Annotated in this window: 25 protein-coding genes; 14 read left to right on the top strand and 11 right to left on the bottom strand. The window is 71.4% G+C overall.

The features are described from left to right. Window positions 1–129: 129 nt before the first annotated feature. Genes CFK38_RS16445 through CFK38_RS16430 form a run of 4 tightly spaced genes read right to left on the bottom strand, consistent with a single transcriptional unit; the run spans window position 130 to window position 5,051 of the window. Entirely contained in the window at window positions 130–1,617 is a 1,488-nt protein-coding gene (locus CFK38_RS16445; protein ID WP_245851147.1) for an arylsulfatase, read from the bottom strand. An 8-nt stretch (window positions 1,618–1,625) separates the two neighbouring features. Further along, the gene (locus CFK38_RS16440) at window positions 1,626–2,540 is read right to left on the bottom strand and encodes a carbohydrate ABC transporter permease (protein WP_245851146.1); all 915 of its coding nucleotides are present in this window, start codon (window positions 2,538–2,540) and stop codon (window positions 1,626–1,628) included. Next, the gene (locus CFK38_RS16435) at window positions 2,537–3,511 is read right to left on the bottom strand and encodes a carbohydrate ABC transporter permease (protein WP_096804039.1); all 975 of its coding nucleotides are present in this window, start codon (window positions 3,509–3,511) and stop codon (window positions 2,537–2,539) included. Before CFK38_RS16435 ends, CFK38_RS16440 begins: the two co-directional genes overlap by 4 nt. Window position 3,512: 1 nt before the next feature. Next, on the bottom strand, window positions 3,513–5,051 hold the full coding sequence (locus CFK38_RS16430) for an ABC transporter substrate-binding protein (protein WP_096804038.1): 1,539 nt from the start codon (window positions 5,049–5,051) through the stop codon (window positions 3,513–3,515). An 85-nt stretch (window positions 5,052–5,136) separates the two neighbouring features. Here CFK38_RS16430 and CFK38_RS16425 point away from each other — a divergent pair, with 85 nt between their 5' ends. Continuing rightward, window positions 5,137–6,222, top strand: coding sequence for a LacI family DNA-binding transcriptional regulator (locus CFK38_RS16425; protein WP_172895821.1), 1,086 nt, complete (start codon window positions 5,137–5,139; stop codon window positions 6,220–6,222). Window positions 6,223–6,270: 48 nt separating this feature from the next. Here CFK38_RS16425 and CFK38_RS16420 read toward each other — a convergent pair whose 3' ends face one another. The 3 genes from CFK38_RS16420 to CFK38_RS16410 all read right to left on the bottom strand — a co-directional run bounded on the left by CFK38_RS16420 (window position 6,271) and on the right by CFK38_RS16410 (window position 8,956). Further along, window positions 6,271–7,392 (bottom strand): SPFH domain-containing protein, encoded by a 1,122-nt coding sequence (locus CFK38_RS16420; protein ID WP_096804036.1) that lies wholly within the window; start codon window positions 7,390–7,392, stop codon window positions 6,271–6,273. A gap of 65 nt (window positions 7,393–7,457) precedes the next feature. Further along, on the bottom strand, window positions 7,458–7,946 hold the full coding sequence (locus CFK38_RS16415) for a glutathione peroxidase (RefSeq protein ID WP_096804426.1): 489 nt from the start codon (window positions 7,944–7,946) through the stop codon (window positions 7,458–7,460). A 98-nt stretch (window positions 7,947–8,044) separates the two neighbouring features. After that, the gene (locus tag CFK38_RS16410) at window positions 8,045–8,956 is read right to left on the bottom strand and encodes a PfkB family carbohydrate kinase (protein ID WP_096804035.1); all 912 of its coding nucleotides are present in this window, start codon (window positions 8,954–8,956) and stop codon (window positions 8,045–8,047) included. Window positions 8,957–8,986: 30 nt separating this feature from the next. On the opposite strand from CFK38_RS16410, the gene CFK38_RS16405 reads away from it, so the two are divergent. Continuing rightward, the gene (locus CFK38_RS16405; protein WP_096804034.1) at window positions 8,987–10,879 is read left to right on the top strand and encodes a penicillin-binding transpeptidase domain-containing protein; all 1,893 of its coding nucleotides are present in this window, start codon (window positions 8,987–8,989) and stop codon (window positions 10,877–10,879) included. A 17-nt stretch (window positions 10,880–10,896) separates the two neighbouring features. Here the strand turns inward: CFK38_RS16405 and CFK38_RS16400 are convergent, their stop codons facing one another. Further along, window positions 10,897–11,373 carry a nucleoside deaminase gene (locus CFK38_RS16400; RefSeq protein WP_096804033.1) on the bottom strand — a complete coding sequence of 159 codons (477 nt, stop codon included), beginning with the start codon at window positions 11,371–11,373 and terminating at the stop codon, window positions 10,897–10,899. 48 nt (window positions 11,374–11,421) lie between these two features. After that, window positions 11,422–13,485: an NADPH-dependent 2,4-dienoyl-CoA reductase gene (locus CFK38_RS16395; RefSeq protein WP_096804032.1), complete on the bottom strand. Its 2,064-nt coding sequence runs from the start codon at window positions 13,483–13,485 to the stop codon at window positions 11,422–11,424. Window positions 13,486–13,602: 117 nt separating this feature from the next. Between CFK38_RS16395 and CFK38_RS17835 the strand changes: the two genes are divergently transcribed. After that, on the top strand, window positions 13,603–13,755 hold the full coding sequence (locus CFK38_RS17835) for a cysteine hydrolase family protein (protein ID WP_338025010.1): 153 nt from the start codon (window positions 13,603–13,605) through the stop codon (window positions 13,753–13,755). Window positions 13,756–13,797: 42 nt separating this feature from the next. Then, on the top strand, window positions 13,798–14,205 hold the full coding sequence (locus CFK38_RS16390) for an isochorismatase family protein (protein ID WP_338025009.1): 408 nt from the start codon (window positions 13,798–13,800) through the stop codon (window positions 14,203–14,205). Between the two features lie 45 nt (window positions 14,206–14,250). Here CFK38_RS16390 and CFK38_RS16385 read toward each other — a convergent pair whose 3' ends face one another. Further along, window positions 14,251–15,915 (bottom strand): HNH endonuclease signature motif containing protein, encoded by a 1,665-nt coding sequence (locus CFK38_RS16385; RefSeq protein WP_245851145.1) that lies wholly within the window; start codon window positions 15,913–15,915, stop codon window positions 14,251–14,253. A 499-nt stretch (window positions 15,916–16,414) separates the two neighbouring features. Here CFK38_RS16385 and CFK38_RS16380 point away from each other — a divergent pair, with 499 nt between their 5' ends. Together CFK38_RS16380 and CFK38_RS16375 are read left to right on the top strand one after the other, a co-directional pair. Then, window positions 16,415–17,665, top strand: coding sequence for an ATP-binding protein (locus CFK38_RS16380; RefSeq protein WP_096804031.1), 1,251 nt, complete (start codon window positions 16,415–16,417; stop codon window positions 17,663–17,665). Window positions 17,666–17,709: 44 nt separating this feature from the next. After that, window positions 17,710–18,207 carry a DUF1648 domain-containing protein gene (locus tag CFK38_RS16375; RefSeq protein WP_245851144.1) on the top strand — a complete coding sequence of 166 codons (498 nt, stop codon included), beginning with the start codon at window positions 17,710–17,712 and terminating at the stop codon, window positions 18,205–18,207. 20 nt (window positions 18,208–18,227) lie between these two features. Here CFK38_RS16375 and CFK38_RS16370 read toward each other — a convergent pair whose 3' ends face one another. After that, entirely contained in the window at window positions 18,228–19,301 is a 1,074-nt protein-coding gene (locus CFK38_RS16370; RefSeq protein WP_096804029.1) for a MerR family transcriptional regulator, read from the bottom strand. 148 nt (window positions 19,302–19,449) lie between these two features. Between CFK38_RS16370 and CFK38_RS16365 the strand changes: the two genes are divergently transcribed. The 8 genes from CFK38_RS16365 to CFK38_RS16330 all read left to right on the top strand — a co-directional run bounded on the left by CFK38_RS16365 (window position 19,450) and on the right by CFK38_RS16330 (window position 26,101). Further along, on the top strand, window positions 19,450–20,490 hold the full coding sequence (locus CFK38_RS16365; protein WP_096804028.1) for a GNAT family N-acetyltransferase: 1,041 nt from the start codon (window positions 19,450–19,452) through the stop codon (window positions 20,488–20,490). 77 nt (window positions 20,491–20,567) lie between these two features. Then, the gene (locus tag CFK38_RS16360) at window positions 20,568–21,785 is read left to right on the top strand and encodes a beta-propeller fold lactonase family protein (RefSeq protein ID WP_096804027.1); all 1,218 of its coding nucleotides are present in this window, start codon (window positions 20,568–20,570) and stop codon (window positions 21,783–21,785) included. Continuing rightward, a complete protein-coding gene (locus tag CFK38_RS16355) occupies window positions 21,782–22,249 on the top strand; it encodes an SRPBCC family protein (protein WP_096804026.1) in 468 nt (155 codons plus the stop codon). Before CFK38_RS16360 ends, CFK38_RS16355 begins: the two co-directional genes overlap by 4 nt. A gap of 53 nt (window positions 22,250–22,302) precedes the next feature. Then, window positions 22,303–22,782 (top strand): DnaJ family domain-containing protein, encoded by a 480-nt coding sequence (locus CFK38_RS16350; protein WP_096804025.1) that lies wholly within the window; start codon window positions 22,303–22,305, stop codon window positions 22,780–22,782. 105 nt (window positions 22,783–22,887) lie between these two features. Further along, window positions 22,888–23,619 (top strand): VOC family protein, encoded by a 732-nt coding sequence (locus CFK38_RS16345; protein WP_096804024.1) that lies wholly within the window; start codon window positions 22,888–22,890, stop codon window positions 23,617–23,619. Next, complete coding sequence (locus tag CFK38_RS16340) at window positions 23,616–23,978, top strand: DoxX family protein (protein ID WP_096804023.1); 363 nt, start codon at window positions 23,616–23,618, stop codon at window positions 23,976–23,978. Before CFK38_RS16345 ends, CFK38_RS16340 begins: the two co-directional genes overlap by 4 nt. Continuing rightward, window positions 23,975–25,219, top strand: a complete 1,245-nt coding sequence (locus tag CFK38_RS16335) for an MFS transporter (protein WP_096804022.1) — start codon at window positions 23,975–23,977, stop codon at window positions 25,217–25,219. The genes CFK38_RS16340 and CFK38_RS16335 overlap by 4 nt, the downstream gene beginning before the upstream one ends. 102 nt (window positions 25,220–25,321) lie before the next feature. Further along, window positions 25,322–26,101, top strand: a complete 780-nt coding sequence (locus CFK38_RS16330) for a DsbA family protein (protein ID WP_096804021.1) — start codon at window positions 25,322–25,324, stop codon at window positions 26,099–26,101. Window position 26,102: the final 1 nt, after the last annotated feature.

The raw sequence follows: 26,102 nt of genomic DNA, 5'->3' as shown, positions 1-26,102 counted from the left end.
CCGTCGCAGGTCGCGGGCCCTGGCGAGGACCGCGGTCCCACCCTAGGGGAGACGGCCGACGTCCGTGCTCCGTGACGCAGTCGCCGCGAGCACGGAGATCAGGAGACCGCCGATGCGGGTCCGGTCCGGTCAGAGCCGCGCGAACTCCCGCACCCACGCCGCCTCGGACTGCACCGGCCGTCCCGATACCAGCGCGCCGTCGGCCACGAAGCCCTCCTCGCGCCCCGTCAGCGCCTCGACGAGCAGCGCGCGATGACGTGCCAGCTCCTCCGCATGCTCCGCCGAGTCGGCCAGGTCCCGCTCCTCGCACGGATCGGTCTCGAGATCGAAGAGCTGCTCGTGCCCGTCACCGGAGAACCACACGTACTTGAAGCGCTCGGACCGGATCCACTGCATCGAGTGCCGCCCCAGCGAGCCGATCAGATGCTCACCGTGCAGATGGTCGCGCACCGTGCCGCCGGCTGTGGCCGCGCGCAGATCGCTGCCGTCCAGACCGTTCGGCACCTCGACGCCGGCCAGCCCCAGCATCGTCGGCATCAGGTCCCGCAGCTCGGCGATCCCGGCGACCTCTCCCGGTGCTCCCCAGCCCTCGCGCCAGCGCGGCGGGACATGCATCACCAGCGGCACCCGGGAGGAGCCCTCGTAGCCCACGGACTTCCGGTACATGTCGTGGTCGCCCATCATGTCGCCGTGATCGGAGACGAACACGATCACGGTGTCCTCGAGCAGGCCCTGATCCGAGAGCGTCTCCTTCAGCCGGTTCAGCTGCAGGTCGATGAATTCGATCGAGCCGTAGTAGCCGGCCCGCACCTGCTGGTGGGTGCTCTCCTTCTGCGCCCCGAACTCGGACTCGGAGCCGAAATCTCGGCGATGCTCATCGAAGCGGGAGACCCACTCACCGACAGGACGAGGCGGGAACTGCCGGCCGCGGTACTTGTCCCAGAGCCACTGCGGGGGATCGAACGGCGCATGCGGCCGATGGAAGGACATGTAGAGGAAGAACGGCCGGGTGGGATCGCGCCGCTCGAGGAAGCGGAAGGACTCATCGGCCACCCAGCGGGTGGGATGCAGCCGCTCCTGACGCTCCCAGGGTCGGGCCGTCATCGCATTGCACCCGATCCCGGTCTCCTGGTAATCGGCACGCGGATCACCGCTCTCGCGACGCAGGAACTCCACGTAGTCGTCGATCCGGGCCGACGGGCCGCGGCTGAGCCGCCGTGAGGTGTGCAGGAACCCGTCGTGCAGCAGCACCTCGTCGAAGCCGCACCGCGCCCGGTCGGGGAACACATGCATCTTCCCCACGCCGAAGGTCTGGTAGCCGGCCTCCCCCAGCGTGGACTGCAGCGTCACCGGATACGCGTCGGGGAAGGAGATCCCCTCCCGGTAGCCGTAGCGGCCGTGCAGGGCGGGGGACCTCCCGGTGAACATCGCGACGCGCGCGGGCACGCATGTGGGGGTGGCGGAATAGGCCCGCGTGAACCGGTACCCGCCCCGCGCCATGTCGTCGAGGTTCGGGGTGTCGATGTGGTCGTTGCCGGCGACGCCCATCGCATCGGCGCGCATCTCGTCGACGCAGACCAGGATGATGTGGGGCCGTTCGGGGGAGGGGGTGGTCACGGCAGGGGTCAACCTTTCACTGCGCCGGAGAAGGACTCGATGAAATACTTCTGGAGGACGATGAACACGATGATGATCGGCAGCAGGGCGATCGTCGACGCGGCCGACATCATGCCCCAGTCGCTGAAGTACTGGTTCTGGAGGCTGTAGATGCCCACCGCGAGCGTACGCAGATCCGGCTGGGAGAGCGTGAGCACCAGGGGGAGCAGGAAGTCGTTCCAGGCGTGCATGAACTGCAGGATGACCGCCGTGGCGAGGACGGGCTTCGCCAGCGGGAGATAGACCTGCGCGAAGATGCGGAGGAACCCCGCCCCGTCCATGGTCGCCGCCTCCTCGAGCTCCTTGGGGAGCTGCGCGAAGTAGCCGGCGAAGAGGAGCACGACGATCACGCTCACGCCGCCTGCCTCGGCGAGCGTGATGCCCCAGAGGCTGCCCGAGAGTCCCAGGCTGTCGATCAGGTCGAAGATCGGGATCACGGTGTATCCCTGCGGGAGGAACACGACCAGTGCGAGCAGCCCGTAGATGACCTTCTTCCCCGGGAAGGTGTAGCGGCCCAGGACATATCCGAGCAGGGCGTTCACCGTCACGGAGATCACGATCGACATCCCGGTCACGAAGATCGTGTTCAGGAGGTAGCGGCCCATGTCGGCCTCGCGCCAGGCGCGGACGTAGTTGTCCAGGTGGAGGGTCGAGGTGAACGGGTTCAAGGACCCGAAGATCTCCGAGTTCGACTTCAACGAGCTGGAGAACACCCAGATGAAGGGGTAGACCCAGACCAGCGCGATCGGCAGCAGGATGAACACGCCGACGATCAGCGCGAGCCGTTCGGAGCGCTTGAGGCGCCGTCGGCGGGGCGGGGGCTGCGGCGACTCCTCGATCGTGGCGACTGTCGCGTCCGGCATCGCGGTGGTGTTCAGGCTCATCGGTCGAGCCTCGCTCTCTGATCGGCGACGAGTTTCAGCGCCCAGGCCTGCAGCAGGGCGATCAGCAGGGTGGCGAGTCCGAAGAAGCAGCCTGCTGCCGAGGCATAGCCGAGGCGGGGCACTCCTCCGGCGGCGTCCGGCGCGAAGGCGGTGCGGAAGATGTACACCTCCACGACCTCCGAGGAGTAGTACGGACCGCCACCGGTCAGCGCCTGGATCAGTGCGAAGGCGTGCAGGTTCTCGTTCGCGGTGAGGATCACGATGATCACCGCGAAGGGGATCAGGATCGGCAGGGTGATCTTGATGAGCTGCTGGACGGCTCCCGCTCCGTCGACCTCGGCCGCCTCGTAGTACTCCGACGGCACGGTCTGCAGCGCGGCGAGCCAGTAGATGAGCGTCATCCCGAAGTTCTTCCAGGTATGGAGCAGCAGTGCGCTCCACAGCGCCAGCTGCGGATCCGAGAGGAACTCGACCGGGGCATCGGTGAGCCCCGTGGACTCGAGGAAGACGGCGATCGGGCCGTTGCTGGGGGAGAGGACGAAGGTGAGCACGACGCCGATGACCGAGGCGGCCGCCATCACCGGCAGGAAGAACACCGTGCGGAAGAAGGTCGAGAGCCGGCCGCGGATGATGTTGTTCAGGACGATCGCGAGGACCAGTGCGAGCGCGACGCGCAGCGGGACGCCGATGAGCACGAAGACCATCGAGCGGCCGAAGGAACCCCAGAACATCCCGTCGCCGAGGAGCTCGCGGTAGTTGGCCAGGCCCACGAAGCTCTTGGCATCGCTGAACCCGTTCCACTGCGTGAGGGAGAAGTACCAGGAGGCCCCCATGGGGTAGAAGACGAACATCGCGGTCAGCACCATGCCGGGGACGATGAAGAGATAGATCCAGAACAGATCACCGCGGCGCGCGCGCACCCGCCGGGCGGGCGCGCGCCGGCGAGGCGGCGAGATATCGGTCGCGGTCATCTCAGCCTTCGAGCTCGGCGTAGTCCTGTGCCGTGTAGTCGCGGCTCGGGTCCCAGTTCGGGAACTGCAGCTGGGAGATGTCGACCTCCGCGCCCTCGGCCTGCGCGGCGTCGAAGGCCTTCTCCATCGCTTCGTCGAGACGCGCATCCAGGTCGGACAGCGCGGCCTCCGCATCGCTGATCTGACCCGTCAGGATCCCCTCGATGGTCCCCGAGATGCCGGGGTCGGTGGCCTGGAGATTGAGCTTGACGACGCCGGCGTGCTCGCTGCGGATCTCGAACTGCGGGCAGGCGCGCATGGAGGCCGCCGCGAGATCCGCGACCAGCTTGGCCCTCGGGTTGAGCGCGGAGGTGTCCGCGGAGGAGTTCGCCTCCTCGATCGTGGACAGGAAGAAGCCCTCGGTGAGCTCCACCATCGCCCGCTGTCCCTCGAGCGACCCCATGAACTTGATGACGGCGGCGGCAGCATCCACGTTCGTGCTGTCGGCGTACAGCCAGGACATGTTCGCGCCAGTCTCCCGGAACGGGATGGTGTACTCGCCCCCGTCGGGGGAGGGCAGCGGGAGGATCGTGTACTCGAAGTCGGGGTAGTCCTTCGCCCACTGCGAGATGTCCCAGGGCCCGTTGAGGGAGATCCCCGCCAGGCCGGAGGGGAACTGGGCACGGGCATCCGCGTCCTTCAGCGTGAGGTAGCCGGGGACGAAGGAGCCGTCGTCGATCATCGAGCGCACGAAGTCCAGGGCCTCGAGGAACTCCGGTGCGGAGTACTCGTACTTCCCGGTGCGCATGTTCATGCCCTCGGAGTTGCCCAGCCAGCCGGCGGTGTTCGCGAGGTTCGCGATCACGATGTTCAGGTGATCGGAGGTCGAGAGGATCCCCGGGGTGCCCGCGGCGGTGATCTCCTTGGCCAGGGAGCGGAGGTCGTCCCAGGTGGACACCGACTCGACGGGGGTCGACACGCCGGCGGCCTCGGCCGCCTCGTGGGAGATGTACTGGGTGATGTCCAGGCGCCGGGTCGAGTTCATCGGCCAGCTGAAGACCTTGCCGTCGAAGACGTGCACGCCGTTGATCAGGGCGGTGTCGGGGAATCCCGCCTTCCACTCCGCGAAGCCGGGGATCACGTCGTCGAGCGGCTGGACCCAGCCCTCGCTGATCGCCGACTCGGCCGGGACGTTCTGCGGCAGCGCGAAGACGTCCGGCGCCGAGCCGTTCCTGATCCCCAGCGGCACCACCTGGTTGACCTGGTCCCATCCCGAGCCGTCGTACTGGACCTGGATCTTGGGGAACTGCTCGCCGAAGCTGGTGATCACCGGGTCGATGAACAGCGCCTTGAGGTCGCCGGAGTCCATCCAGCTCAGCGCCGTGGACTGCGAGGCGTCCGGGTCGAAGTCGAAGGTGAAGCTCTCGGATCGGGCGGCGGCGGACTCCTCGGCCCCGCTGCCGGATCCGGTCTCGACGGAGCACGCGCTCAGACCGGCCGCGAGCGCTGCTGCGCCGCCGATCAGGGAGCGGCGGCGGAATCGGGGGGTGGTGACGGTCATGGATGCCTCCTTGCATCGCCGTGCGGCCCGAGCCGGTCACGGACGTCCGTGGTATTTCGATTAACCATGACCTACGATGTGTGACGTGGACGACTCTGTCAAGACCGTTTCGAGCGGCACTCAGAAAGGTTCGGCCCGACGGCCGACCCAGGCGGACGTCGCGCGCCTGGCCGGGGTGTCCACCGCGACCGTCTCCCACGTGCTGAGCGGCCGCGCCGATCGCACGGGGGCGGGGAACGCGCAGACGCGGGCCAGGGTCGAGCGGGCGATGAAGCAGCTGGACTACCGCCCGAACTGGGCAGGGCGCGCACTGCGCCGGCAGCGCACCGGCCTCGTCGGCGCGCTCGTCTCAGCGGGCGGCAACCCATGGCGGGACAGCTTGATCACCGTGGCGAAGCGGGAGCTCGCGAAGCGGTCTCTCGACCTCGTCGTCTTCCCCGACGTCGGGGCCGACGAAGCGGCCGACAGGCTCGCGGACCTCCTGGACCGCGGCGCGGTGGACGCCTGCTTCATGGTGCATCTGGAGGAGACGGGTGACGTGGCGGAGCGCCTGGCGCGCAGTCCGATCCCGAGCGTGGCCTTCGCCGAAGGGGACGCCGCCGGCCTCCCGACCGTGCGGCACGGCTATGCGGAGGCCGCGGCGGAGGCCGCCGCTCGACTGCGCGAGCGAGGAGTGCGGCGATTCATGATCGCCACCGAGTCGATGGGGCCGGGGCACAGTCTCTGGCGCGACGTCGTCGACCCTATCCGCACGGCTCTCGCCGAGGGTGCTGCCGACGGCGTGAGTGCCGAGCACATCGAGATCGACTACCGGATCAGCGCCGACCTCGGCCCTCTGGACTGGGCGTCCCTCGAGGCCGCCGGACCGGAGGACCCGATCGTGCTGCTGTGCTCGAGCGACCGGTTGGCGATCCAGATCGCGGCCGAATGCGAACGGCGGTCGATCGACGTCGGACGGGCCGTCGGGGTGGTGGGCCGCGGCGATATCGCCGAGGCCGCGGAGCGACGCCTCCCGCTGAGCACGCTGGGCACGTCGGCGACCCGGTACGAGGACGTCTTCGCCGCTCTCGCAGCCTCGGCCGAGAGCGGCGAGAAGCTCGACGCGGGCTGGGAGTTCCCCTGGCACGTGATCGAGCGGGCGTCCACTGCCGCGATCGGGCGGCGGACATGAGCGAGGGCCCGACGCATCCGCTGCGTCGGGCCCTCGATCGGGACGGGATCAGAACTGGTCGGCAGATCCCGGGTGCGCCCACGGCGGCTGCTGCGACGACTGAGCCTGCTGCCGTGCCTCGCGGGCCTGCTGCTCGGCCTGCTGCCGGGCCTGGTCGGCCCGATCCTGAGCCTGCTCGCGCTGCTGATCCGCGGACGCGCGACGACGGTCCTCGGCGGCGTCGGCATCGCCGTCCTTGCTCGCCTCGGCCGCGGCCTGCGCCTGCAGCATCGCGGTGCGGATCTCGTCGCCCATGGAGGCGACGGCGCCCGGGTTCGAGGGCAGGTACAGCACGTTGGAGCGGGAGTTCCGGGCCACGTCCTGCATGGTGTCGAAGTACTGCGTCATCAGCAGCAGCTGCTCGGCGGAGTTCTCGATGCCGACCTTGCGCAGCATCTCGTACTGCTCGGCGATGCCCAGTGCGATCGCCTTCCGCTGCGCGGCGACGCCCTCACCCTGGAGGCGCTTGGACTCGGCCTCGGCCTCGGCCTGGGTGACGCGCTTGATCTTGTCCGCCTCGGCGAGCGACTGGGCCGCGACCCGGTCGCGCTGGGCGGCGTTGATGGAGTTCATCGAGTCGCGCACCCGCTGGTCCGGGGAGATGTCCTGGACCAAGGTGTTGATGATGTAGAAGCCGAACTCCTGCATGCGCTCCGAGAGCGTCGTCTCGACGCTGCGGGCGATGTCGTCCTTCGACTCGAAGGCCTGGTCCAGCTCGAGGCCGGACAGCGCCGAGCGCACGGTGTCGAACACGTAGGAGCGGATCTGCGCCTCGGGGTTCGACAGCTTGTAGTACGCGTCCACGACCTGCTCGTCGCGGATCTTGTACTGGACCGCGACCGGCACGTTGACGAACACGTTGTCCTTGGTCTTGGACTCGATGTTCACCTCGAGCTGCTGCACGCGCAGCGAGACCGGGCGGGTGGTGTTGTCGATGAACGGGGTCTTGAAGTTCAGCCCGGCCTGCGCGACCCGCTTGAACTTGCCGAACCTCTCGACGATGATCGCTTCCTGGGTGTGCACCGTGAACATCAGCGAGGTGCGCAGCCCGCCGAACAGCAGCGCCGCGACGATCGCGACGACTACCAGGATGGCCACGACCACGACCAGGACGATGATGACGCCTTCCATGTGTTCCCCCTCTTTCTCTAGTGGTGAAGTCTGTGACCCACGCTACCAACCGCGGTGGGTTCCGGTCACCGCAGATCGAGCTCGCTCTCGATCCGTCGGGCGATCCGTACGGGCGGGACCAGGGGGGCGTACCGCCGCAGCACCTTCCCCTCCCCGTCGATGAGGAACTTGGTGAAGTTCCAGGCGATGCGCCCCCCGATCACCCCGGCCTTCTGCGCGCACATCCACCTCCACAGCGGATGCGCGGTGGGCCCGTTGACGTCGATCTGCGAGAACAGCGGGAATCGGACGTCGTAGGTGGAGTTGCAGATCTCGTGCGTCTCCTCGTCGGTGCCGGGGTCCTGATGGAACTGGTCCGAGGGGAAGCCGAGCACCGTGAAGCCGTGCTCGGCGTAGCGGTCCGTCAGCTCCTGCAGGCTCGTCAGCTGCGGGGTGAAGGCGCACTCGGTGGCGATGTTGACGACGAGGACCAGACGCCCGCGGTACTCACTCATCTCCTGGCGCGCACCGTCGATGGTGAGCGCGGAGAAGTCGTGGAAGGTCGGCTCGGCCATGATCTCCTGACTCGGAACGAAGGTGACGTGCGCCTCCATCGTAGGGCTCGGTCCTGGACGCGAGCCGGGACCGCCGCTCGTCCCTCGCAGCTCGTCGCTCAGGAGAGGAACGCGTCGACCTCGGCGCGGGTGGGGGCGCTCTCGGTCCCGCGCCGGGTCACCACGATCGCCGCCGCAGCGTTCGCCCGGGTGGCGGCGGATTCCCAGTCCGCACCGAGCGCCCGCTCGGCCAGCAGCACCCCGGTGTGGGTGTCGCCGGCGCCGTTGGTGTCCACGGGCGTCATCGGGAACGCGGGGATCTCGGTGCCGCGACCGTGATGGAACACCAGGCAGCCGCGGTCGCCGTCGCGCACGATCACGACCGCCCCGGGACGCAGGCGGCGACGGAGCGCCTCCGGGGTGTCCTGGAGCGCATCGAGGTCGGTGAGCGCCCGCGCCTCGTCGGCGTTCGATGTCCACACCGTGGTGCGGGCCAGCACCCGCTCCTGGACCTCGCGCGGGAAGTCCGCGAAGGGGTCACCGGGATCGAGCACCACGTCCACGCCCGCGGGCAGCGCCTCGAGGAACTCCAGCAGCGGCTCCCGGGTGGGCTCGAACAGGCTGTACCCGGAGACGCACACCAGGTCCCCGACCTGCGGGTCGAGGCTCGCGAGCGAGGCGGCGGTGATCTGCCGCTCCGCCCCGTACACGGTGAGGAAGGTCCGTTCGGCCGACGGCTCCAGCAGCACCGTGCAGTACCCGGTGTCGGCGTCGGGCCGGGGCGCGTCGGAGAGGGCCACCCCGTCCCGGGCCAGCGCCTCCCGGATCAGGTCGCCGTACGGGCCGGTGCCGTGCGCCCCGCCGTGCACCGCCACCGCTCCCGTGCGCGCGGCGGCGAGCAGTGTGGTGACGGCGCCGCCGGCGTACTTCTGCTCGCGGCGCACGTTGGCATTGCCACCGCGCGGCGGGAGGTCATCGATCTCGAGGATGACGTCGACGAGCGCCTGGGCGGTGTGGAGCACGCGGGACATGCGCCCGAGTCTAGGTGGGAGCATGGGGCGATGACCCCCGCCTCCGCCGCGCCGCGCCGCCGCGGCGCACTCCTCGCACTGCTCGCCCTGCTCGCGATCGCGGCCCTCGTGGTCGGGTCGCTGCTGTGGCGCGACCGCTTCGGCTCCGGTGAGCAGGAGGCCGCGGAGCTGGCCGCCGCGCTCTCGACGGGCGAGGCCCCGGACCAGGCTGAGCACGACCGGATCCTCGGCCCGCTGCTCGAGGCCGGCGCCACGGCGCAGGTGGCCCTCGCCGATCCCGGCAGCGCCCAGGACGGCACCCGCACCGCCACCCTCGCCTGGACCTGGACCCTCCCGGACGAGGCCGGGACCTGGGAATACACCACGGACGCGACTCTGCGCCGCGGCGAGGACGGTTGGACGGCCGATCTCGACCCCGCGGCCTACGCCCCCGCTCTCACCGCGAGCGAGCACCTCGCGCTCACCACCCTCGACCCTGAGCTCGGCAGCATCACCGACCGTGAGGGCACAGTGCTGTTCAGCGAGCTGCCGGTGATCACACTGGGCCTGGACAAGACCCAGCTGGCCGCGGGCGAGCTGGACTCCGCCGCACGGGACCTCGCCGCACTGCTGGGCATCGACGCCGACCGTTACGCGCAGAGCGTCACGGACCACGGCCCGGAGGCCTTCGTCGCGGCGCTGACCATCCGCGAGGAGACCGCCGGTGACTACCCGCTGGACGAGGCCGCGCAGGTCACCGGGTACCTCGCCGTGGACGGGACCCGGCCCCTGGCCGTCGAGCGCGGTTACGCGCCGGGTGTGCTCGGCTCCCTGCGGGAGGCCAGTGCCGAGGACATCGAGGACTCCGACGGAGAGCTCGAGGCCGGGGACCTGGTCCCCAGCGGAGGTGTGATCGCCGCGGCCCGCGACGAGGTCCTCGGCACCCCCGGCCTCGAGGTCCGCGCGGTCGACGAGGACACCGGCACCTCCCGTTCCCTGCACCGGATCGAACCGGTCGGCGGCACCGCGGTGCGCACCACGCTGGACGACGACGTGCAGCGCCTGGCCACCGCCGCGATCGCCGACGAGGACTCGCCGTCGGCCGTGATCGTGCTGCAGCCCTCGACCGGGGACGTGCTCGCCTCGGCGCTCGGGCCGACCGGCCAGTCCTATCCGGTGGGGCTCGTCGGCCGGTACGCCCCGGGCTCGACCTTCAAGGCCGTCACCGCGCTGTCCCTGCTGCGCGCGGGACTCACCCCGGACACCGAGGTCCAGTGCCCCGAGACCGCGGTCGTCGCCGGGCGCAGCTTCAAGAACGCCGACTCGATGGACCCCTCCCTGTTCGGGTCGATGCCGCTGCGCTCCGCGATCGCCCACTCCTGCAACACCGCGATGCTGCTGCAGCACGAGACGGTGGACCAGCGCGCCCTCGCCGGTGCCGCGACCACGCTGGGCATCGGCCAGGAGCCGCCGGCGGGCCTCGAGGCCTTCATGGGCTCCGTGGACCCGGAGGACACCGGGGCCGAGCATGCCGCGGCGATGATGGGCCAGGGCCGCGTGCTCACCTCACCGCTGTCGATGGCGGTGGTGCTCGCGAGCGTCCAGCACGGGGAGACCGTCGCGCCGCGGATCCTCGCCGACCGGCAGCCGAGCACCCCCGAGGTGCCCACCCCGCTCACCGATCAGGAGGCCGCGCAGATGCAGGAGATGCTGCGCGGCGTGGTCACCGACGGCAGCCTCGACGAGTTCGCGGACCTGCCCGGCGAGCCCGTGATCGGCAAGACCGGCACCGCCGAGTGGGTGGACGAGGACGGAGAGCTGGCGCTCCACTCCTGGGTGATCGTGGCCCAGGGCGACCTGGTGGTGGTGGCGTTCGTCGAGGACGGCAGCTACGGCTCGGTCACCGCCGGGCCGATCGCCCGCGAGGTGCTCGAGGGGATCTGACCCGGAGCAGGACGGGCTCAGTACTCCATGCGGCCCTCGTACGCCCGCCACGCCTCGAACGGCGCGATCGCCTCCACATGACGGTGCTGCGCCGTGGGCAGCCTCCCGCGGTGGATCGGAGATTCGAAGAACTCGTAGATCATCGCGTCGTCGAAGCCCGCCCGTGTCGCATCGTCCCGCCCGGCGGCGAACACCACTCGCTCGATGCGCGCCCACAGCGCGGCGGCCAGGCACATCGGGCACGGCTCGCAGCTGGCATAGAGCACCGCGCCGCGCAGCTCATGGCCGCCGAGCTGCCGACAGGCCTCACGGATCGCCGCGACCTCGGCGTGCGCGGTCGGGTCGTGGTGCGCGGTGACCCGGTTGACGCCCTCGAACCGCCGGCCACCGGCCATGACGATGACCGCACCGAACGGGCCGCCCCCGGCATCGACGTTGGCGGTCGCCAGGTCGACGGCGTGCTGGAGCAGATCGGACTCGGCGGAGGAGCTCATGCCCCGTGATCCTTCCCCTCCGCCGGCGTCCTGTCCAGGGCGCGGGCCCTACAGCCCCGCCGCCACCTCGACCGCCTGACGGATCGCCCGCTCGGCGTCCAGCTCCGCGGCGACGTCGGCCCCGCCGATCACGTGCACCCGCGGGGTGCGGCCCTTGCGGGCGGCGCTCACCTGGTGGGCCAGCTCGTCCACGCTCACCTGCCCGGCGCAGACCACGATGGTGTCCACCGCGAGCACCGTCTCCTGCGCGTCCTCGGTGAGGTGCAGGCCGTGCTCGTCGACGTGGCGGTAGGTCACGCCGCGGTGCTGGATCACGCCGGCGTGGCGCAGCTCCGCCCGATGCACCCACCCGGTGGTGCGGCCGAGCCCCGCACCGATCCGGGTCTCCTTGCGCTGCAGCAGGTGGACCTCGCGCCGCGGCTCCTCGAGCGGACGCGAGGTGACGCCGCCGCGGTGCTCCGCATCGGCCGCGACGACGCCCCAGTGCTGCTTCCAGGCGGCGACGTCCAGGCTGGGGGAGGGGCGCGGGGCGCTGAGGAACTCGGCCACGTCCACCCCGATCCCGCCCGCGCCGATGATCGCCACCCGCGGCCCGGCCTCGGCCCGGCCCTCGAGCAGATCGGCGTAGCTGATCACCTGCGGCCCGCCGTCGGCCGGCAGCGTGATCTCGCGCGGGGTGACCCCGGTGGCGACGATGACGTCGTGGAAGCCGGCCAGGTCACCGGGCGTGGGCCGGGTCTCCAGGCGGATCCCGACGCCCGCGGCCGCCAGCCGCATCCGCCAGGACTGCAGCGCCTGGGCGTAGTCCTCCTTGCCGGGGATGCGGGCGGCCAGCCGCAGCTGCCCGCCGAGCTCGGCGGTGGCCTCGAAGAGGGTGACGATGTGGCCGCGCTCAGCGGCGGCGAGGGCCGCCTCGAGCCCGGCGGGTCCCGCACCGACGACGGCGACCTTGCGGGCCCGCCGCTCGATCACGGGCTTCAGCACCAGCTCCGTCTCGTACCCGGCGCGGGGGTTGACCAGGCAGCTGGCCCGCTTCCCGACGAACACCTTGTCCAGGCAGGCCTGGTTGCAGGAGATGCAGGCGACGACCTGCGCGGCACGGTCCTCGGCGAGCTTGCGGGGCAGGTGGGGGTCCGCGAGCAGCGGGCGGGCCATGGAGACCAGATCCGCCTGACCGCCGGCGAGGACCTCCTCGGCGACTGCGGGATCGTGGATCCGGTTCGAGGCGATGACCGGCACATCGACCAGTTCGCGCAGCGCCGCTGCGTTCTCGGCGAAGGCGGCGCGCGGCACGGAGGTGACGATCGTGGGGACCCGTGCCTCGTGCCAGCCGATGCCGGAGGAGAGCACATCCACACCGCGCTCGGTGAGGCCGTGCGCGAGAGCGGTGGTCTCCTCCCAGGTCTGACCGCCCGGGACCAGGTCCAGCAGGGAGATGCGGTAGCTGAGCAGGGCGTCCTCGCCGATCGCCTCGCGCACCGCGGCGGCCACGGCCAGCGGCAGCGCCCGCCGGCCCTCGGCCCCGCGCCCCCAGCGGTCCCGGCGCCGATTCGTGGCCGGGGCGAGGAACTGGTTGAGCAGATAGCCCTCGGAGCCCATGATCTCGACGCCGTCGTACCCGGCCTCGACCGCGAGGCGGGCCGCGTCGGCGAAGTGCCCGATGGTGCGGCCCACGCCGCGGCGGGTCATCCGTCGCGCGCGGAACGGAGAGAGCTTGGACTTCCCCGCGGCCGACGAGGCGGCCAGCGGATGGAAGGCATAGCGGCCCGCGTGCAGCAGCTGCAGCAGGATCCGACCGTCGGCCTCGTGGACCTCGCGGGTGATCACCCGGTGGCCGCGCAGGGTGCGAGCCTCGGCCTGGGCACCGCGCGGGGTGAGGCGACCGGTGCGGTCGGGGGAGAAGCCGCCGGTGACGATCAGCCCGACGCCGCCGCGGGCGCGCTCGCCGAGATAGGCGGCGAGCTTCTTCGTATCGGCCGGGCGGTCCTCGAGGCCCACGTGCATCGAGCCCATCACGATCCGGTTGCGCACCTCGAACCGTCCCAGGTCCAGCGGGGAGAGCAGCCGGGTGAAGGAGCGGCGCGCGGTCGGGTGGGGAAGCGGCACTGACATGCGGCCGATTCTGCCAGCAACCGCTGACGGAACTGCGGGAAGGCTCCGCGCGGGCGGGTCTCTCGGGCACTGCGTACCCTGGTGCGGAACCCCTGTCACCGGAGCGAGGAGCCCCCGTTGTCGTCGCGCATGCTGATCATCGTCGATGTCCAGAACGACTTCTGCGAGGGCGGCGCGCTCGGTGTCGAGGGCGGGGCCGGGGTCGCAGCCCGGATCGCCGCTCTCGTGCGAGCGCAGGGGGAGCGGTACGACCGCATCCTGGCCAGTTAGGACTGGCATCGCGGGGACACGGACAACGGCGGGCACTTCGCGGTGCCGCCCGCTGCACCGGACTTCGTCGACACCTGGCCGGTGCACTGCGTGGCGGAGACGCCCGGCGCGGCGCTGCACCCTGAGATGGCGGCGCTCGCCGAGGAGCTGGGGGAGCGGGTCGAGATCGTGCGGAAGGGCTATGGCATCCCGTCCTACAGCGTTCTCGAGGGCACGGTCGTCGCCACCGGTGAATCGGTGCAGGACCTCCTCGCCGCCGGCGACTGGGAACGGGTCGACGTGGTGGGTCTCGCCTATGACTTCTGTGTGCGGGCGACGGCGCTCGGCGCGGTGGCGGCCGGTGCACCGGTGCGCGTGCTCAGCGATCTGACCGCCGCCGTGCATGCGGCGGGGATCCCCGCGCTCGAGCAGGAGCTGGCGGTCGCGGGCGTGGAGGTCACCGCCTCCTGAGGCCGGCGTGCGGTGTGCGCTGCTGCACCGTCGTCCGTCGCCGGATCAGAAGGGAGGGTCGGTCTCCTCCGGGGTGGGCCCGGGAGGGATGATCCGGCGGGAGCGCCGGCTGGGGTAGGCGCGTCGGTAGGCGTCGGCGCGCTGCTCCGCGGCCCGGTCCTCGTGGGGTCGGGCCTTCTCCTCGGCGTGGAGACGCATTGCGTCCGCGTGGGCGCGTTGATGGACTCGCCAGGCACGTTCGAGTGCTTCGACGGTGTGTGGAGTGAGGAGATCCGTGTTCTCTCTGGTGCGGGTCCGGATCTCTCCGTCGAGGGTCCAGCTCGTCTCCCATGGCCCTGCGGTGGTGGAGCCGTCCCCGCTGCGGGGGTCGTCCTCCGGGTCGCGGGTGGGGTCGATCAGTCCGGCGGTCTTCAGCTTGTGGTGCAGCCAGCAGAGCCGGTGGAGGTTCCACAGGCTGGTCTGGCCGCCTCTGCCGGGGTGGTCATGGTCGTATTCGATGATGTGGTCATCCTCCGCCGCGATCACCGTGGCCCGAGTGCAGCCGGGCACGGCGCAGACGGGGTGGCGCAGCCGCAGCTGGAGCCGCATCTGCGTGGTCGGGTGGTAGGTGTCCGCGGTCACGGGGAGGTGGGCGCCGGTGAGGGGGTCGGTGAGGATCCGCTGCCAGGTCGACTCCCCAGCCGCGAGCTGCCTCGCCTGCTCCGCGGGAATCGGCGTCATCCCCTCCAGCATCGCGGGTGCATCCTCCACTCCCAGCAGGGTGGTCGCGGGGACGGTGACCAGGATCTTGTACGGGCTCGAGGTCTCCTGGACGGGGTCGATATCCAGGACCGAGTGGACCAGGATCGCGTACCGCAGCGTCCGCAATGAGAGGGCCCTGCCGCGGTCGTGGAGGTTCTCGTCGATGTCGAAGGGCAGTGGGCCCTCGGCTCCGTCCTCCAGGCCGGCACGTTGGGCCTTCTGCACGGTGCGGGAGGCGATGTCGAGCCGGTGGGCGAGGGCCTGGATCTCGGGGATCGGACCCGTCACGTACAGCGAGGCGGTGCCGGTCTCGGTGTTGACGTCCACGATCTCCACGTCCCGGGACTCCGAAGGCGGCGTCGGGACCGTGCCCGCCAAGGCGAGGGCGACGGCGAGGGTGACCTGCTTGTCGAAGGTCGCCTTCGACACCGACGGCAGCTCCACACCGGCCATATGGGCGTCGACCTGCCGGACCTGGTCCTCGGACAGGCGGCGGACGTGGCGGATCAGGGAGTGATGCCAGGCCTCCGGCAGATCTCCTGCCCGCAGGTGCTCGAACGTCAGCGGCATCCACTCCACGGCGGTGTGGGCGTCGGTGACCTGCGCCCGAGCATGGAAGTAGCTGCACCGCAGTCCGGTCGCGACCTTCAACGCCGTCACGTCCGCGTCATCCAGCAGCCCCTGCACGGCGGGGTCCTCACGGAAGAAGGTGGAGAGCTGACGGAGCTGATGGGCGTACAGCCGAGCCCTGGTCTTCATCGTCTGATGCATCGACAGCACCCGTGCCGCCTCGAGGCTGCCCGCCTCGACCTCCTCCAGGATGTACTCCTCGGACAGTACACGCCGCGCCCGCACCCGCCACGACGGCACCTCACCAGAGGCGTCGGCAGCGGGGCCGGCACCGACACGCCGGGAGGTCGCATCGGTCGCCCCCTTGCGACCGAACTCCTCGTCCTCGAACTCACCCATCACCTCCACCCCCTTCCCAGCGTCAGAACATTCCGCGAACTCCGCGAACATGGTGCGTCAACCCTATTCCGCACACCCCTGGCTACTGAAGGGTCAGCAGCAAATGGGGACGAATCTGTGGATAACCACTCTGTGTGGAGGAATGGTTCTGTGGACAACCCGTCTGTGTGGAGGAACCGTCGATGCTGACGCCTCATGGGGAGGAGTGTGGGCAGGTCGTAGGTGCCGTCCTCCGTGGAAGCGCATATCGTCTGTGCGGCCTGCCGCAACAGCGGTGGCCGCAGGGAATGCCCGACGTGCTGGGCGGCGAGAAAGGGGTTGCTCCATAACTCTTCAATGATTGCCGGGAGCGGGCTATGAATTGCAGATAAGGCACTTTGTGGAGGAAGAGAACCTCGGCTCCCTCGCGCGTCGACGCCCTGTCGCGCCGTCGCCCTTCCGCGGCAGCGCCCGCCCGCGCGGTCTGTACATACACCGACATACAGCGCACCATGGTTCCATGGCGACCTCTTCCTCGCACCGCACGCCCTCGAACCGCACGTCCTCGCACCGCACGCCCTCCGGCACCACCCGCGAAGCCAATCCCTTCACCCCCGGCTTCGGCCTCACCCCGATGATCCTCGCCGGGCGGGACGTGGCGATCGACGAGTTCACCGCGGCGCTGGCCGGGGACGTCCCCGAGGCGCGGGCGATCCTCATCTCCGGTGCTCGCGGCTCCGGCAAGACCGTGCTGCTGACCGAGTTCCGGGAGCTCGCCCTCGAGGCGGGCTGGACCGATCTGCGGATGCACACCTCCTCCACCTCGCTCACCGAGGAGCTGCGCAGCCAGGCCATCGCCCGCCTGCGGGAGATGGATCCGGAGGCCGAGACCTCCCGCCTCACCTCCGCACGGGCGTTCAACGTCAGTGCCTCCCGGGACATCGTCCAGCGCTACGAAGGGGAGGGGGAGGTGCTCACCACGGTGCTGGACCGCCTCGCCCAGCTCAGCGACGAGGACGGCGGCGGCCTGCTGATCACCCTCGACGAGCTGCAGTCGGTGGACCGCGACCAGCTGCACGCCCTCACGCAGCACGTGCAGGACCTCATCGGCTCCGGCCATGCGGTCGCGTTCGTCGCTGCCGGGGTGCGTCCCGGGGTCGACGCCCTGCTGGACCACGAGCGCACCACCTTCCTGCGCCGGGCGCACCGGATCGAGGTGGGCAGCGTGGACGTCGGCACCGCGGCGGAGGCGATCCGGATGACCATCGCCGACACCGCGCGGACGATCACCCCGGAGGCGGCGGTGCTGGCCGGAGAGATCTCGCGGGGCTATCCCTACCTGATCCAGCTCATCGGGTCGAAGGCCTGGCAGAACAGCGGAGACGCGGAGACCATCGAGATCGAGGACGTGCGCGGCGGGCGGGACGCCGTGATCGCCGCGATGCTCAAGAACGTCCATGGCCCGGCGCTGCGCGGGCTGAGCCCCCGCAAGCGCGAGTACCTCCACGCGATGCTCGAGGACGAGGGCCCCTCCGCCGTCGGCGACATCGCGCGCCGGATGGGCATCGACCCCCGCAACCAGTCCACCTACCGCGAGCGGCTCATCGAGGAGGAGCTGATCCGCCCGGCCGGGCGCGGCTTCGTCGAGTTCGCCCTGCCCTACCTCGGCGACGCGCTGCGGCACGAGGCACGGGAGGGGGTGGGGGCCGATGTCGAGCCCGACCAGGGGCTGCGCAGGTCCCACCGTGGGCGACGCAGTCCTCGACGATAGGAGGAACCGGGTGCGGCGCACGGATCAGTAGCGTGGTCGGCATCATGAGCACGATCCTCAGCAAGGCCCAGCGTCCCGCCCGCACGTACGCCACTGGCCCGATCACCCGGGGTCTGAGGTGGCTCTCCGTGCTCGCCTCGCTGGGGACCTCGGCATGGATCCTCGTGCGCTACCCGTCCCTGCCGGACACCGTCGCGACCCATTTCGCTGCGGGCGGGCAGGCCGACGACTGGGGCCCGAGATGGTCGGTCCTCGTGCTCGGCGCGATCATGCTGCTGCTCTCGCTCCTGCTCGCGGCGATGTCCACCCGCCCGCGCGGCTTCAACTACCCGGCCGAGGTTACCGAGGACAACGCCCAGGCCATCTACCGCGAAGGGGAGCGGATGCTGGTCTGGACGCTGCTCGGGATGCAGCCGATCTATCTCGGGATCGCGTGGGCGACGCTCGAGACCGGCGGCGCCCCGCTGCTCGCCGTCGGCCTCGTGGGACTGATCGGCGCCACGATCGTCGGGATCGCCCGCACGGTCCGCGCCGCGCGCTGATCCCGATGACCTGCGCGCTCTCAGGCGCGCGCGAGGGCGAGGGCGAGGTTGTCCGGGCCGCCGGCAGTCAGCGCCAGCTCCACGAGCGACCCCGCCAGGGTCTCGAGATCCTCCGTCCCGCCGGTCAGCGCCTCCGCGAGCACCGCGGGCTCCACCACGGCATGCAGCCCGTCGCTCGCCACCAGCACCAGATCCCCCGGGTCGAGGCGGCGCACCAGCAGATCCGGGGCGGTCGGGGCGCCGGCGGCCAGTGCGCGGTTCAGCACGGCGCGGTCCGGATGCGCGGCGACCTCCTCGGGGGAGAGCCGGCCCGCCTCGACCAGGGTGCGCAGGTGCGTATGGTCCTGGGTGACGTGCTCGATCTGCGCGCCGTGCACCCGCACCACACGGGTGTCCCCGAGGTGCGCGACGTGCAGCCGATCTCCGTCGAGCACCGCGGCGGTGAGGGTGGAGCCGGCGTCGCCGTCGGTCGGGACCAGCGCCTCGACCGCCGCCCAGGCGGTCTCCAGCGCGGTGAGCGGCGTGGCCGACGGGTCGGCTGCGAGCGTGTGCTCGAGCGCCGTCGCCAGCGCCGACAGGATCTGTGGTGCCAGCTCGTCCGCGCTGCCGAAACCGTCTGCGACGGCGAGCAGGGTGCGCCCGCCGGGAAGCTCGCGGATCAGCACGGCGTCCTGCTGGGCGGCGCGTTCGAGGCCGGGGTGCAGCGCCGAGGCGGTGCGGGGCGTGGTGGCGGATGCGGTCATGATGCCCTCCGAAGGGAGTTCCCCGAGGTCACGGGCGAGGGCGGTGACGGCGGCGGCGCGGGAGAGGGCGTCGGCCTCCTCCTGCCGCCACCAGGAGCGCAGCTCCGCGGCGGCGGCGCCGGCCTCCAGATCGCAGAGCACGCCGATGCGGGCCAGGCCCATCCCCACGCCGCGCAGTGCGGCGATGAGTCGGGCCCGCTGCACCTGGTCCGTCCCGTAGGAGCGGTAGCCGGTGAACGGGTCGACCCGGCGCGGTACCAGCAGCCCCGAGTCGGCGTAGAGGCGCAGCGCCTTCGGGCTCAGCCCGCTCGCGGCGGCCAGCTCCCCGATGCTCAGCAGCGTCTCGTCCATGCGATCCTCCGTCGTGCCTCGCCCGGTCTGTCGGGCACCGGGTCCGTCCCGGCGATGCCCACGCTCCGGGCTGCCCCGGGGGGAGAGTCGAGCGGCGCTCCAGAATAATCCGTCGACCTGCACCGAACCGTCGTGATCCACTGACCCCATGCACGTGACGATCCGTCCCCTGGACCCCACCTCCGAGAGTGAGCTCGACCAGTACCTCGCGCTCGAGACCGCCCTCGACGAGCACACCTACGGCGGCAGCGAGGCCCTGACCCGCGAGCAGCTGCGCGCGCAGCTCGCCGACTCGCCGTACTGGCAGGTGCAGCGCTGGGTCGCGCTCGTCGAGCCCATGGAGGGCGGACAGAGCCTCGTCGGCCGCGCGAGCACGTTCGTGCCGCTGCAGGAGAACCTCGAGACGATCTCCGTCGGCGTCTCCATCCATCCCGCCTTCCGCGGCCGCGGCCTCGGGACCGCGATGGTCCAGGAGGCGCTGATCCCCGCGATCCGCGACTCCGGCCGCACCCTGGTCGAGGCCTACGGCGAGATCCCGGCCGACGGCGATGCTGAGTCCCCCGAGCTGCCGGTGAACCGACTGGCCCGCCGACTCGGGATCACCCGCAAGAACCTCGCCGTCTGCCGCGCGCTGCCGCTGCCGCTGGAGGAGACGCTGCTGGAGGCGCTGCAGGCCGAGGCCGCTCAGGAGCTCGGCGAGTACCGCGTCGAGCTGTGGGACGGGGAGATCCCCGAGGAGCACCTGAGCGCCTACGGCCTGCTGCTGCGCCAGCTCGAGCTCGACGAGCCCGATGAGGACGTCGAGCACGAGGCCCCCGAGTACACGCCGGAGCGGATCCGTGAGAGCGAGCGGCGGATGCGCGAGGAGGGGACGGTGCGGATCCTCGCGGTCGCCGTCGCGCCCGACGGCAGCTTCGTCGGGAACTCCGAGGTCCACCTCCACACCGCACCGCAGAGCACTCTCGGCTGGCAGGAGAACACCCTGGTCATGCCCGAGCATCGCGGGCACCGGCTGGGCCTGGCGCTGAAGGTCGCCACCCATCGCCGGCTGCGCGAGCGGGCCCCGCAGCTGCGCTCCCTGGTCACCTGGAACTCGCACGTGAATCCGTGGATGATCGAGATCAACGAGAAGCTCGGGTACCAGATCCTCTACCGGGAGCTGGTGCTGCAGGGCCGTCCCTCGCTCTGAGTCCCCGACACGCCGCCCCGCCTCCCGTTCCCTGCCGCCCGTCGGGCTAGGTTCGGCGGCACGGGAAGGGGCTGTCGATGAGCGTGCAGGCGAAGCACCGCAGGAAGTCGCGGCGAGGGCGACCGCATGAGCAGTTCACCATCGCCATCGCGATCCTCTCGCTGGTGATGGCCGGAGGCATGGTCGCGGGCCTCGCGACCAGCGCGATCGGCCCCGACAGCGGGCAGACCACCGTCGGCGCGGTGCCGGGGATGCCGCCGGGGGAGCCCTCGAACCTCACCCGCCTGGTGCATCTGGACCGCATCACCGGGGACATCACCCCGAAGTCCGTGGTCGCGAGCCCCACCGGCACCGTCATCGCCAACAACATGATGTACAGCCACTCCTCGACGCTGTACGACGCCGAGACCCTCGAGCTCACCGACACCGTGGTGGACGAAGTGGATCTGTCCGAGCACGGGTACCCGGAGCGCGCCGGGATCACCCAGGGCGCCCCCGTCGAGGCGGTCTTCTCGCCCGACGGGAAGTACGCCTACGTCTCCCAGTACCGCCTCCAGGGTCCCGGCGCGGGCGAGGTCGCGCACGACGACTGCCGGGGTGGCGAGGAGGTGGGGCCCTCCGCCGTGTTCCGCCTGGACATCGCCGCCGGCCAGTGGGACCAGGTGATCGAGGTGGGTCGGGTCCCGAAGTTCCTCTCCCTCTCCGCGGACGGGACGCGCGCCCTGGTCTCGAACTGGTGCGACGAGACCGTCTCCGTGCTCGACCTCGAGGCCGGTCAGGCGATCCGGGAGATCCCGGTGGACGCCGCGCCCCGCGGCAGCGTGATCCTGCCGGACAACCGCACCGCCTACGTCACCGCGATGTACGCCGACGAGCTGTTCCGCCTCGACCTCGTCACCGGCGAGAGCGAGCAGGTGCTCGAGACCGGGGACAAACCCCGCCACCTGGTGCTCTCGCCCGACGCCAGCCGTCTGTACCTGACCGTCTCCGGCAGCGACCGGCTGGTCGAGCTCGACGCCGCCACCGGCGAGGTGCTGCGCACCGCCGAGACCGGCCGCGAGCCGCGCACCATGGCGATCTCCCCGGACGGTCTGGCGCTGTACATCGTGAACTACTACGCGAACACGGTCTCCAAGTTCGACACCGTGACCATGGAGGAGATCCAGACGGTCGAGGTGGGCAGGAACCCCATCGGCGTCACCTACGAGCCCACCCAGCGCCGGGTCTGGGTCGCGAACTACGCCGGCTCGATCGACGTCTTCGACGACACCGCCAGTGGCACCATGGAGCCATGAACCAGACCATCGACGGCATCGTCACCGCCTCCCGGGAGATCGCCGCCCCGGCGGAGGCTCTCTTCGCACTGATCGCCGACCCTGCGCAGCAGCCCCGCTGGGACGGCAATGACAACCTCGCCGAGGCCGCACCCGGCCAGCGGGTGCGCGCCCTGGGCGACGTGTTCGTGATGACGAACCGGAACGGCGGGGTGCGCGACAACCACATCGTCGCCTTCACCGAGGGGCGCGAGATCGCGTGGCGCACCGCACCGCACGGTGAGCAGCCGCCCGGCCATCAGTGGGGCTGGCTGCTCGAGCCGCTCGCGGACGGCCGCACCCGCGTCACCCACACCTACGATTTCACCGCGCTGCCCGCCGAGCAGGAGAAGCGCCTGGCCAAGGCGCGGGCGATGACCCCGGAGAAGCTGCTGGCCTCGATCGACCGCCTGGCGGCCCTCGCCGAGGAGGGCGGGGACTCCTGAGCTCGCCGGAGGAACCGCCGGAACCGCCCGTCGACCCCAGGAGCCGCGGGCCGATGATGGACCCCGCCGTGGCCCGGATCGAATCGACGATCGAGCAGGCGGTGCGCCGCGGCGACTTCGACGACCTGCCCGGTGCCGGGAGGCCGCTGGACCTGCCCGCCTCCCACGACCCGGACTGGTGGATCAACCAGCGACTGGCCAGCGGCGACATCGATCGCGAGGCGCTGCTGCCGGTGGTGGTGCTGCTGCGCAAGGAGTACCAGCGGCGCGAGCAGACCCTCGCCGCGCTGCCGCACGAGAGCGCCGCGCGCGAGTACGCCGCGGACTTCACCGAGCGGGTCCACCAGGATCGCCGCGCGCACCCCTTCCAGAGCATGCTCGCCCCGGCCTGGGATCCGGACGACGCCGCGCAGCGATGGCGGGAGGTGCGGGCCCGCGGACAGCGGGAGCCCGCGCCCGAGCCGACGGAGCCGCAGCCCCCGGCCGCACCGTCCCCGCGGCGGCGCTGGTGGCGCTTCGGCAGGCGGACCTGATCAGCGGGCCTCCCCACCGCGCCGACAGGCGGCGGGGTGCGAGGGAATTACCGGGGCCCGGGGGAGCAGTGGCCCGGAGGCCGTGCGCTGCGGGAGACTGTCCCCATGTTTCTCGAGAACCTCGGCGTCGACGCCATGGACCCGCTCCGCCTCGGCCGCTTCTGGGAGGCGGCACTGGGCACGATCTCGCTCACGGTGGAGCCCGACATCCTCGAGACGCGGCTGGACCTGGACGGGACCGCCTATCTCGACCTGTGCTTCGTGCAGGTGCCCGCATCGAACGAGGCGCCGCTGCGCCTGCACCTCGCGCTGCGCGGCGGGGCGCAGCAGGCCGAGGTGATCGAGCGCCTGCGCGGACTCGGCGCGAGCGACCTCGACAGCGACCAGGACGAGCAGCCCGGGATCGTGCTCGCCGACGTCGAGGGCAGGGCCTTCCGCGTGCTGGAGGAGCGGGTGGAGCCCGCCGGCACCGGGCCCCTCGCGGCGCTGCTGCTGGACTCCGCCGCTCCGGAGCGGGACGCGGAGTTCTGGGCCTGGCTGAGCGGCTGGGTGCCGGCGCCCGGAGTCCCGGCACATACCCTGCGTCACCCGTCTCGGCGGGGGCCGCGGCTCGAGCTGGTCCCGGAGCGCGAGCCCAAGCGGCCCGATGCCAAGAACCCGATCCACCTCGACGTGCGCCTCGAGCCGGGCGACGATCCCGACGAGATCGCCGCCGAGATCGAGCGGCGCGGCGGCCGCGAGATGCACCCCGACTGGGGCGAGCTGCCCTGGCGGGTGCATCAGGACCCCTCCGGGAACGAGTTCTGCGTGCTGCCCGCACCGGCGGTCGCGCCGTGAGCGACGGGCGGCGGACCGCCGCGTTCCTGTCCGTGCTGCTGGGGGCGGCCGGGGTCCTGCACCTCACCCGGCCCGCACCCTTCGACAGCATCGTCCCGCCCGGCCTGCCCGGGCCGGCGCGGGTCTATACCTGTGCCTCCGGCGCGGCGGAGCTCGTCGTCGCGGGACTGCTCGTGCCTCCGCGCACCCGCCGGCTCGGCGGTCTCGCCGCGTGCGCACTGCTGGTCGCCGTGTTCCCCGCGAATGTGCAGATGGCGTACGACTGGCGCCATGCCCGTCCCCGGAAGCGGGTGATCGCGCTGGCACGCCTGCCGCTGCAGGGCGTGCTCATCGCGCAGGCACGGCACGTGACGCGATGACGGCACCCCTGATCCTCCCCGTCGACGACCTCGAGCGGCATCGGGTCCAGCGACGCACCGTGGTCGTGCTGATCGCGGGCCAGATCGTCTCCGGCCTCGGGATCGGTGCGGCGGTGAGCATGGGCGCGCTGCTGGTCGCCGCGGTGACCGGCAGCGAGGCATGGTCCGGGATGGCCGCGACGATGAACACCCTCGGCGCGGCGCTGTTCGCGATCCCGCTGGCGCTGCTCGCCCGTCGCCGGGGCCGGCGGATCTCCCTGACCACCGGCGCCGTGACGGCGGCGCTCGGCGCCCTCGCGGTGGTCGTCTCCGCGGTCCTCGACAATCCGTTCCTGCTCCTGCTCAGCATGGCGGTGCTGGGCATCGGCTCCGCCCTGAACTTCCAGTCACGCTTCGCCGCCACGGATCTGGCGACCGACTCCACCCGCGGCCGGGACCTGTCCCTGGTGGTGTGGTCCACGACGATCGGCGCCGTCATCGGCCCGAACCTCGCCGAGCCCAGCGATGTCCTCGGCCGCTCCCTGGGCCTGCCGGAGCTCACCGGAGGATTCGTGATCGCCGCGGCCGCCCAGCTGCTGGGCGCCCTGCTCTATGCGCTCGCGCTGCGCCCGGACCCGCTGCTGCTCGCCCTGGGACCGCACCGTGCGGTGCCCGCCGGGCCGGAGCGTCGGGCGGCGCGGGGTCTGGTGATCCTGCACCGGAACCTCACCGCTCGCCGCGCGGTGCTGGCCACCAGCCTCAGCCACGCGGTGATGGTGGCGCTGATGGGGATGACGCCCATCCACCTGATGGGCCACGGTGCGGACCTCACGGTGGTCGGGATCACCATCAGCCTGCACATCGCCGGGATGTTCGGGATCTCCCCGGTGTTCGGCCTGCTCACCGACCGGGTCGGGGGCCGGGGCGTGATCCTGCTCGGCCAGGCGCTGCTCACGGCGGCGCTGCTGATCGCGGCGCTGGGATCCCACAGCAACCAGCTGGTCGCGATCGCCCTGGTGCTGCTGGGTCTGGGCTGGTCGGCCTCCAACGTCGCCGGGTCCACGATGCTCAGCGGCGCCGTCCCCGTCGAGCAGCGGCCCGCCACCCAGGGCACCTCGGACCTGCTGATGAATCTCGCCGGCGCGGGCGGCGGAGCGCTCGCCGGGCTGATCCTGGCCGGGGTCGGCTTCTCCGGCCTCGCCCTCTGCCTCCTGGTGCCGGTCGCCGTGGTGAGCCTCGACCAGCTGGCGCGGCGCCGCTGAGCCGGGCGAGCACTGACGACTGCCCCACACCATTACTATCGTCCATAGTAACTATGTGGGAGGGTGGCGCCGGACGCCTCACCCGACCCGACCGGAGGACCCATGGCTCGCGCCCCTCGATCCGACACCACGCCTGCGTCGCGGGACGGCGTCCTGCGCCGCTGGGGGATCCCGGTGGGGATCGGGGTCGCCACGGCCGCGCTGATCGCCGGGGTGTTCTGGGTCCAGCAGGAGCCGGCGACCACGCCCGTGCAGGGCGGCGGCGGGAGCGCGACGAGCTCCGGGCAGCCGGCGGCGATCGAGCATCCCCGGTCGGTGGCCGCTCCTGACCTCAGCTCCCAGGAGGGGCGGGATCCCGATGACCTGCTCGCCGAGGGGCCCGTCGACGCCCCGGTCGTGCTGATCGTGTTCTCGGACTACCAGTGCCCCTTCTGTGCGAAATGGTCCCACGAGACCCTGCCGGCGATGCGCGAGTACGTCGAGCGCGGTGAGCTGCGCATCGAGTACCGCGACGTGAACATCTACGGCGAGGATTCCGAGCGCGCGGCGCGGGCGAGCCTCGCGGCCGCGATGCAGGGCCATCATGCGCAGTACCACGCACTGCTGTTCGAGGACGGCGAGATCCGCTCCGGCCAGGAGCTCAGCGAGGAGTCGCTGGTCGAGCTGGCCGGGCAGCTCGGCCTGGACACGGAGCAGTTCGCGGCCGATATGAACTCGGAGCAGGTCGCCCAGACGATCGCGGAGAACGCCCAGCAGGGCATCGATCTCGGGGCGATGTCGACCCCGGCCTTCATCATCGGCGGCACCCCGACCGCCGGCGCGCAGCCCACCGAGGTGTTCACCGAGCGGGTGGACCAGGCCCTGGCCGAGAGCGAGGGCTGAG

Source organism: Brachybacterium vulturis, assembly GCF_002407185.1.
Classification (GTDB): domain Bacteria; phylum Actinomycetota; class Actinomycetes; order Actinomycetales; family Dermabacteraceae; genus Brachybacterium; species Brachybacterium vulturis.
This window is presented reverse-complemented; position numbering and strand designations above follow the sequence as displayed.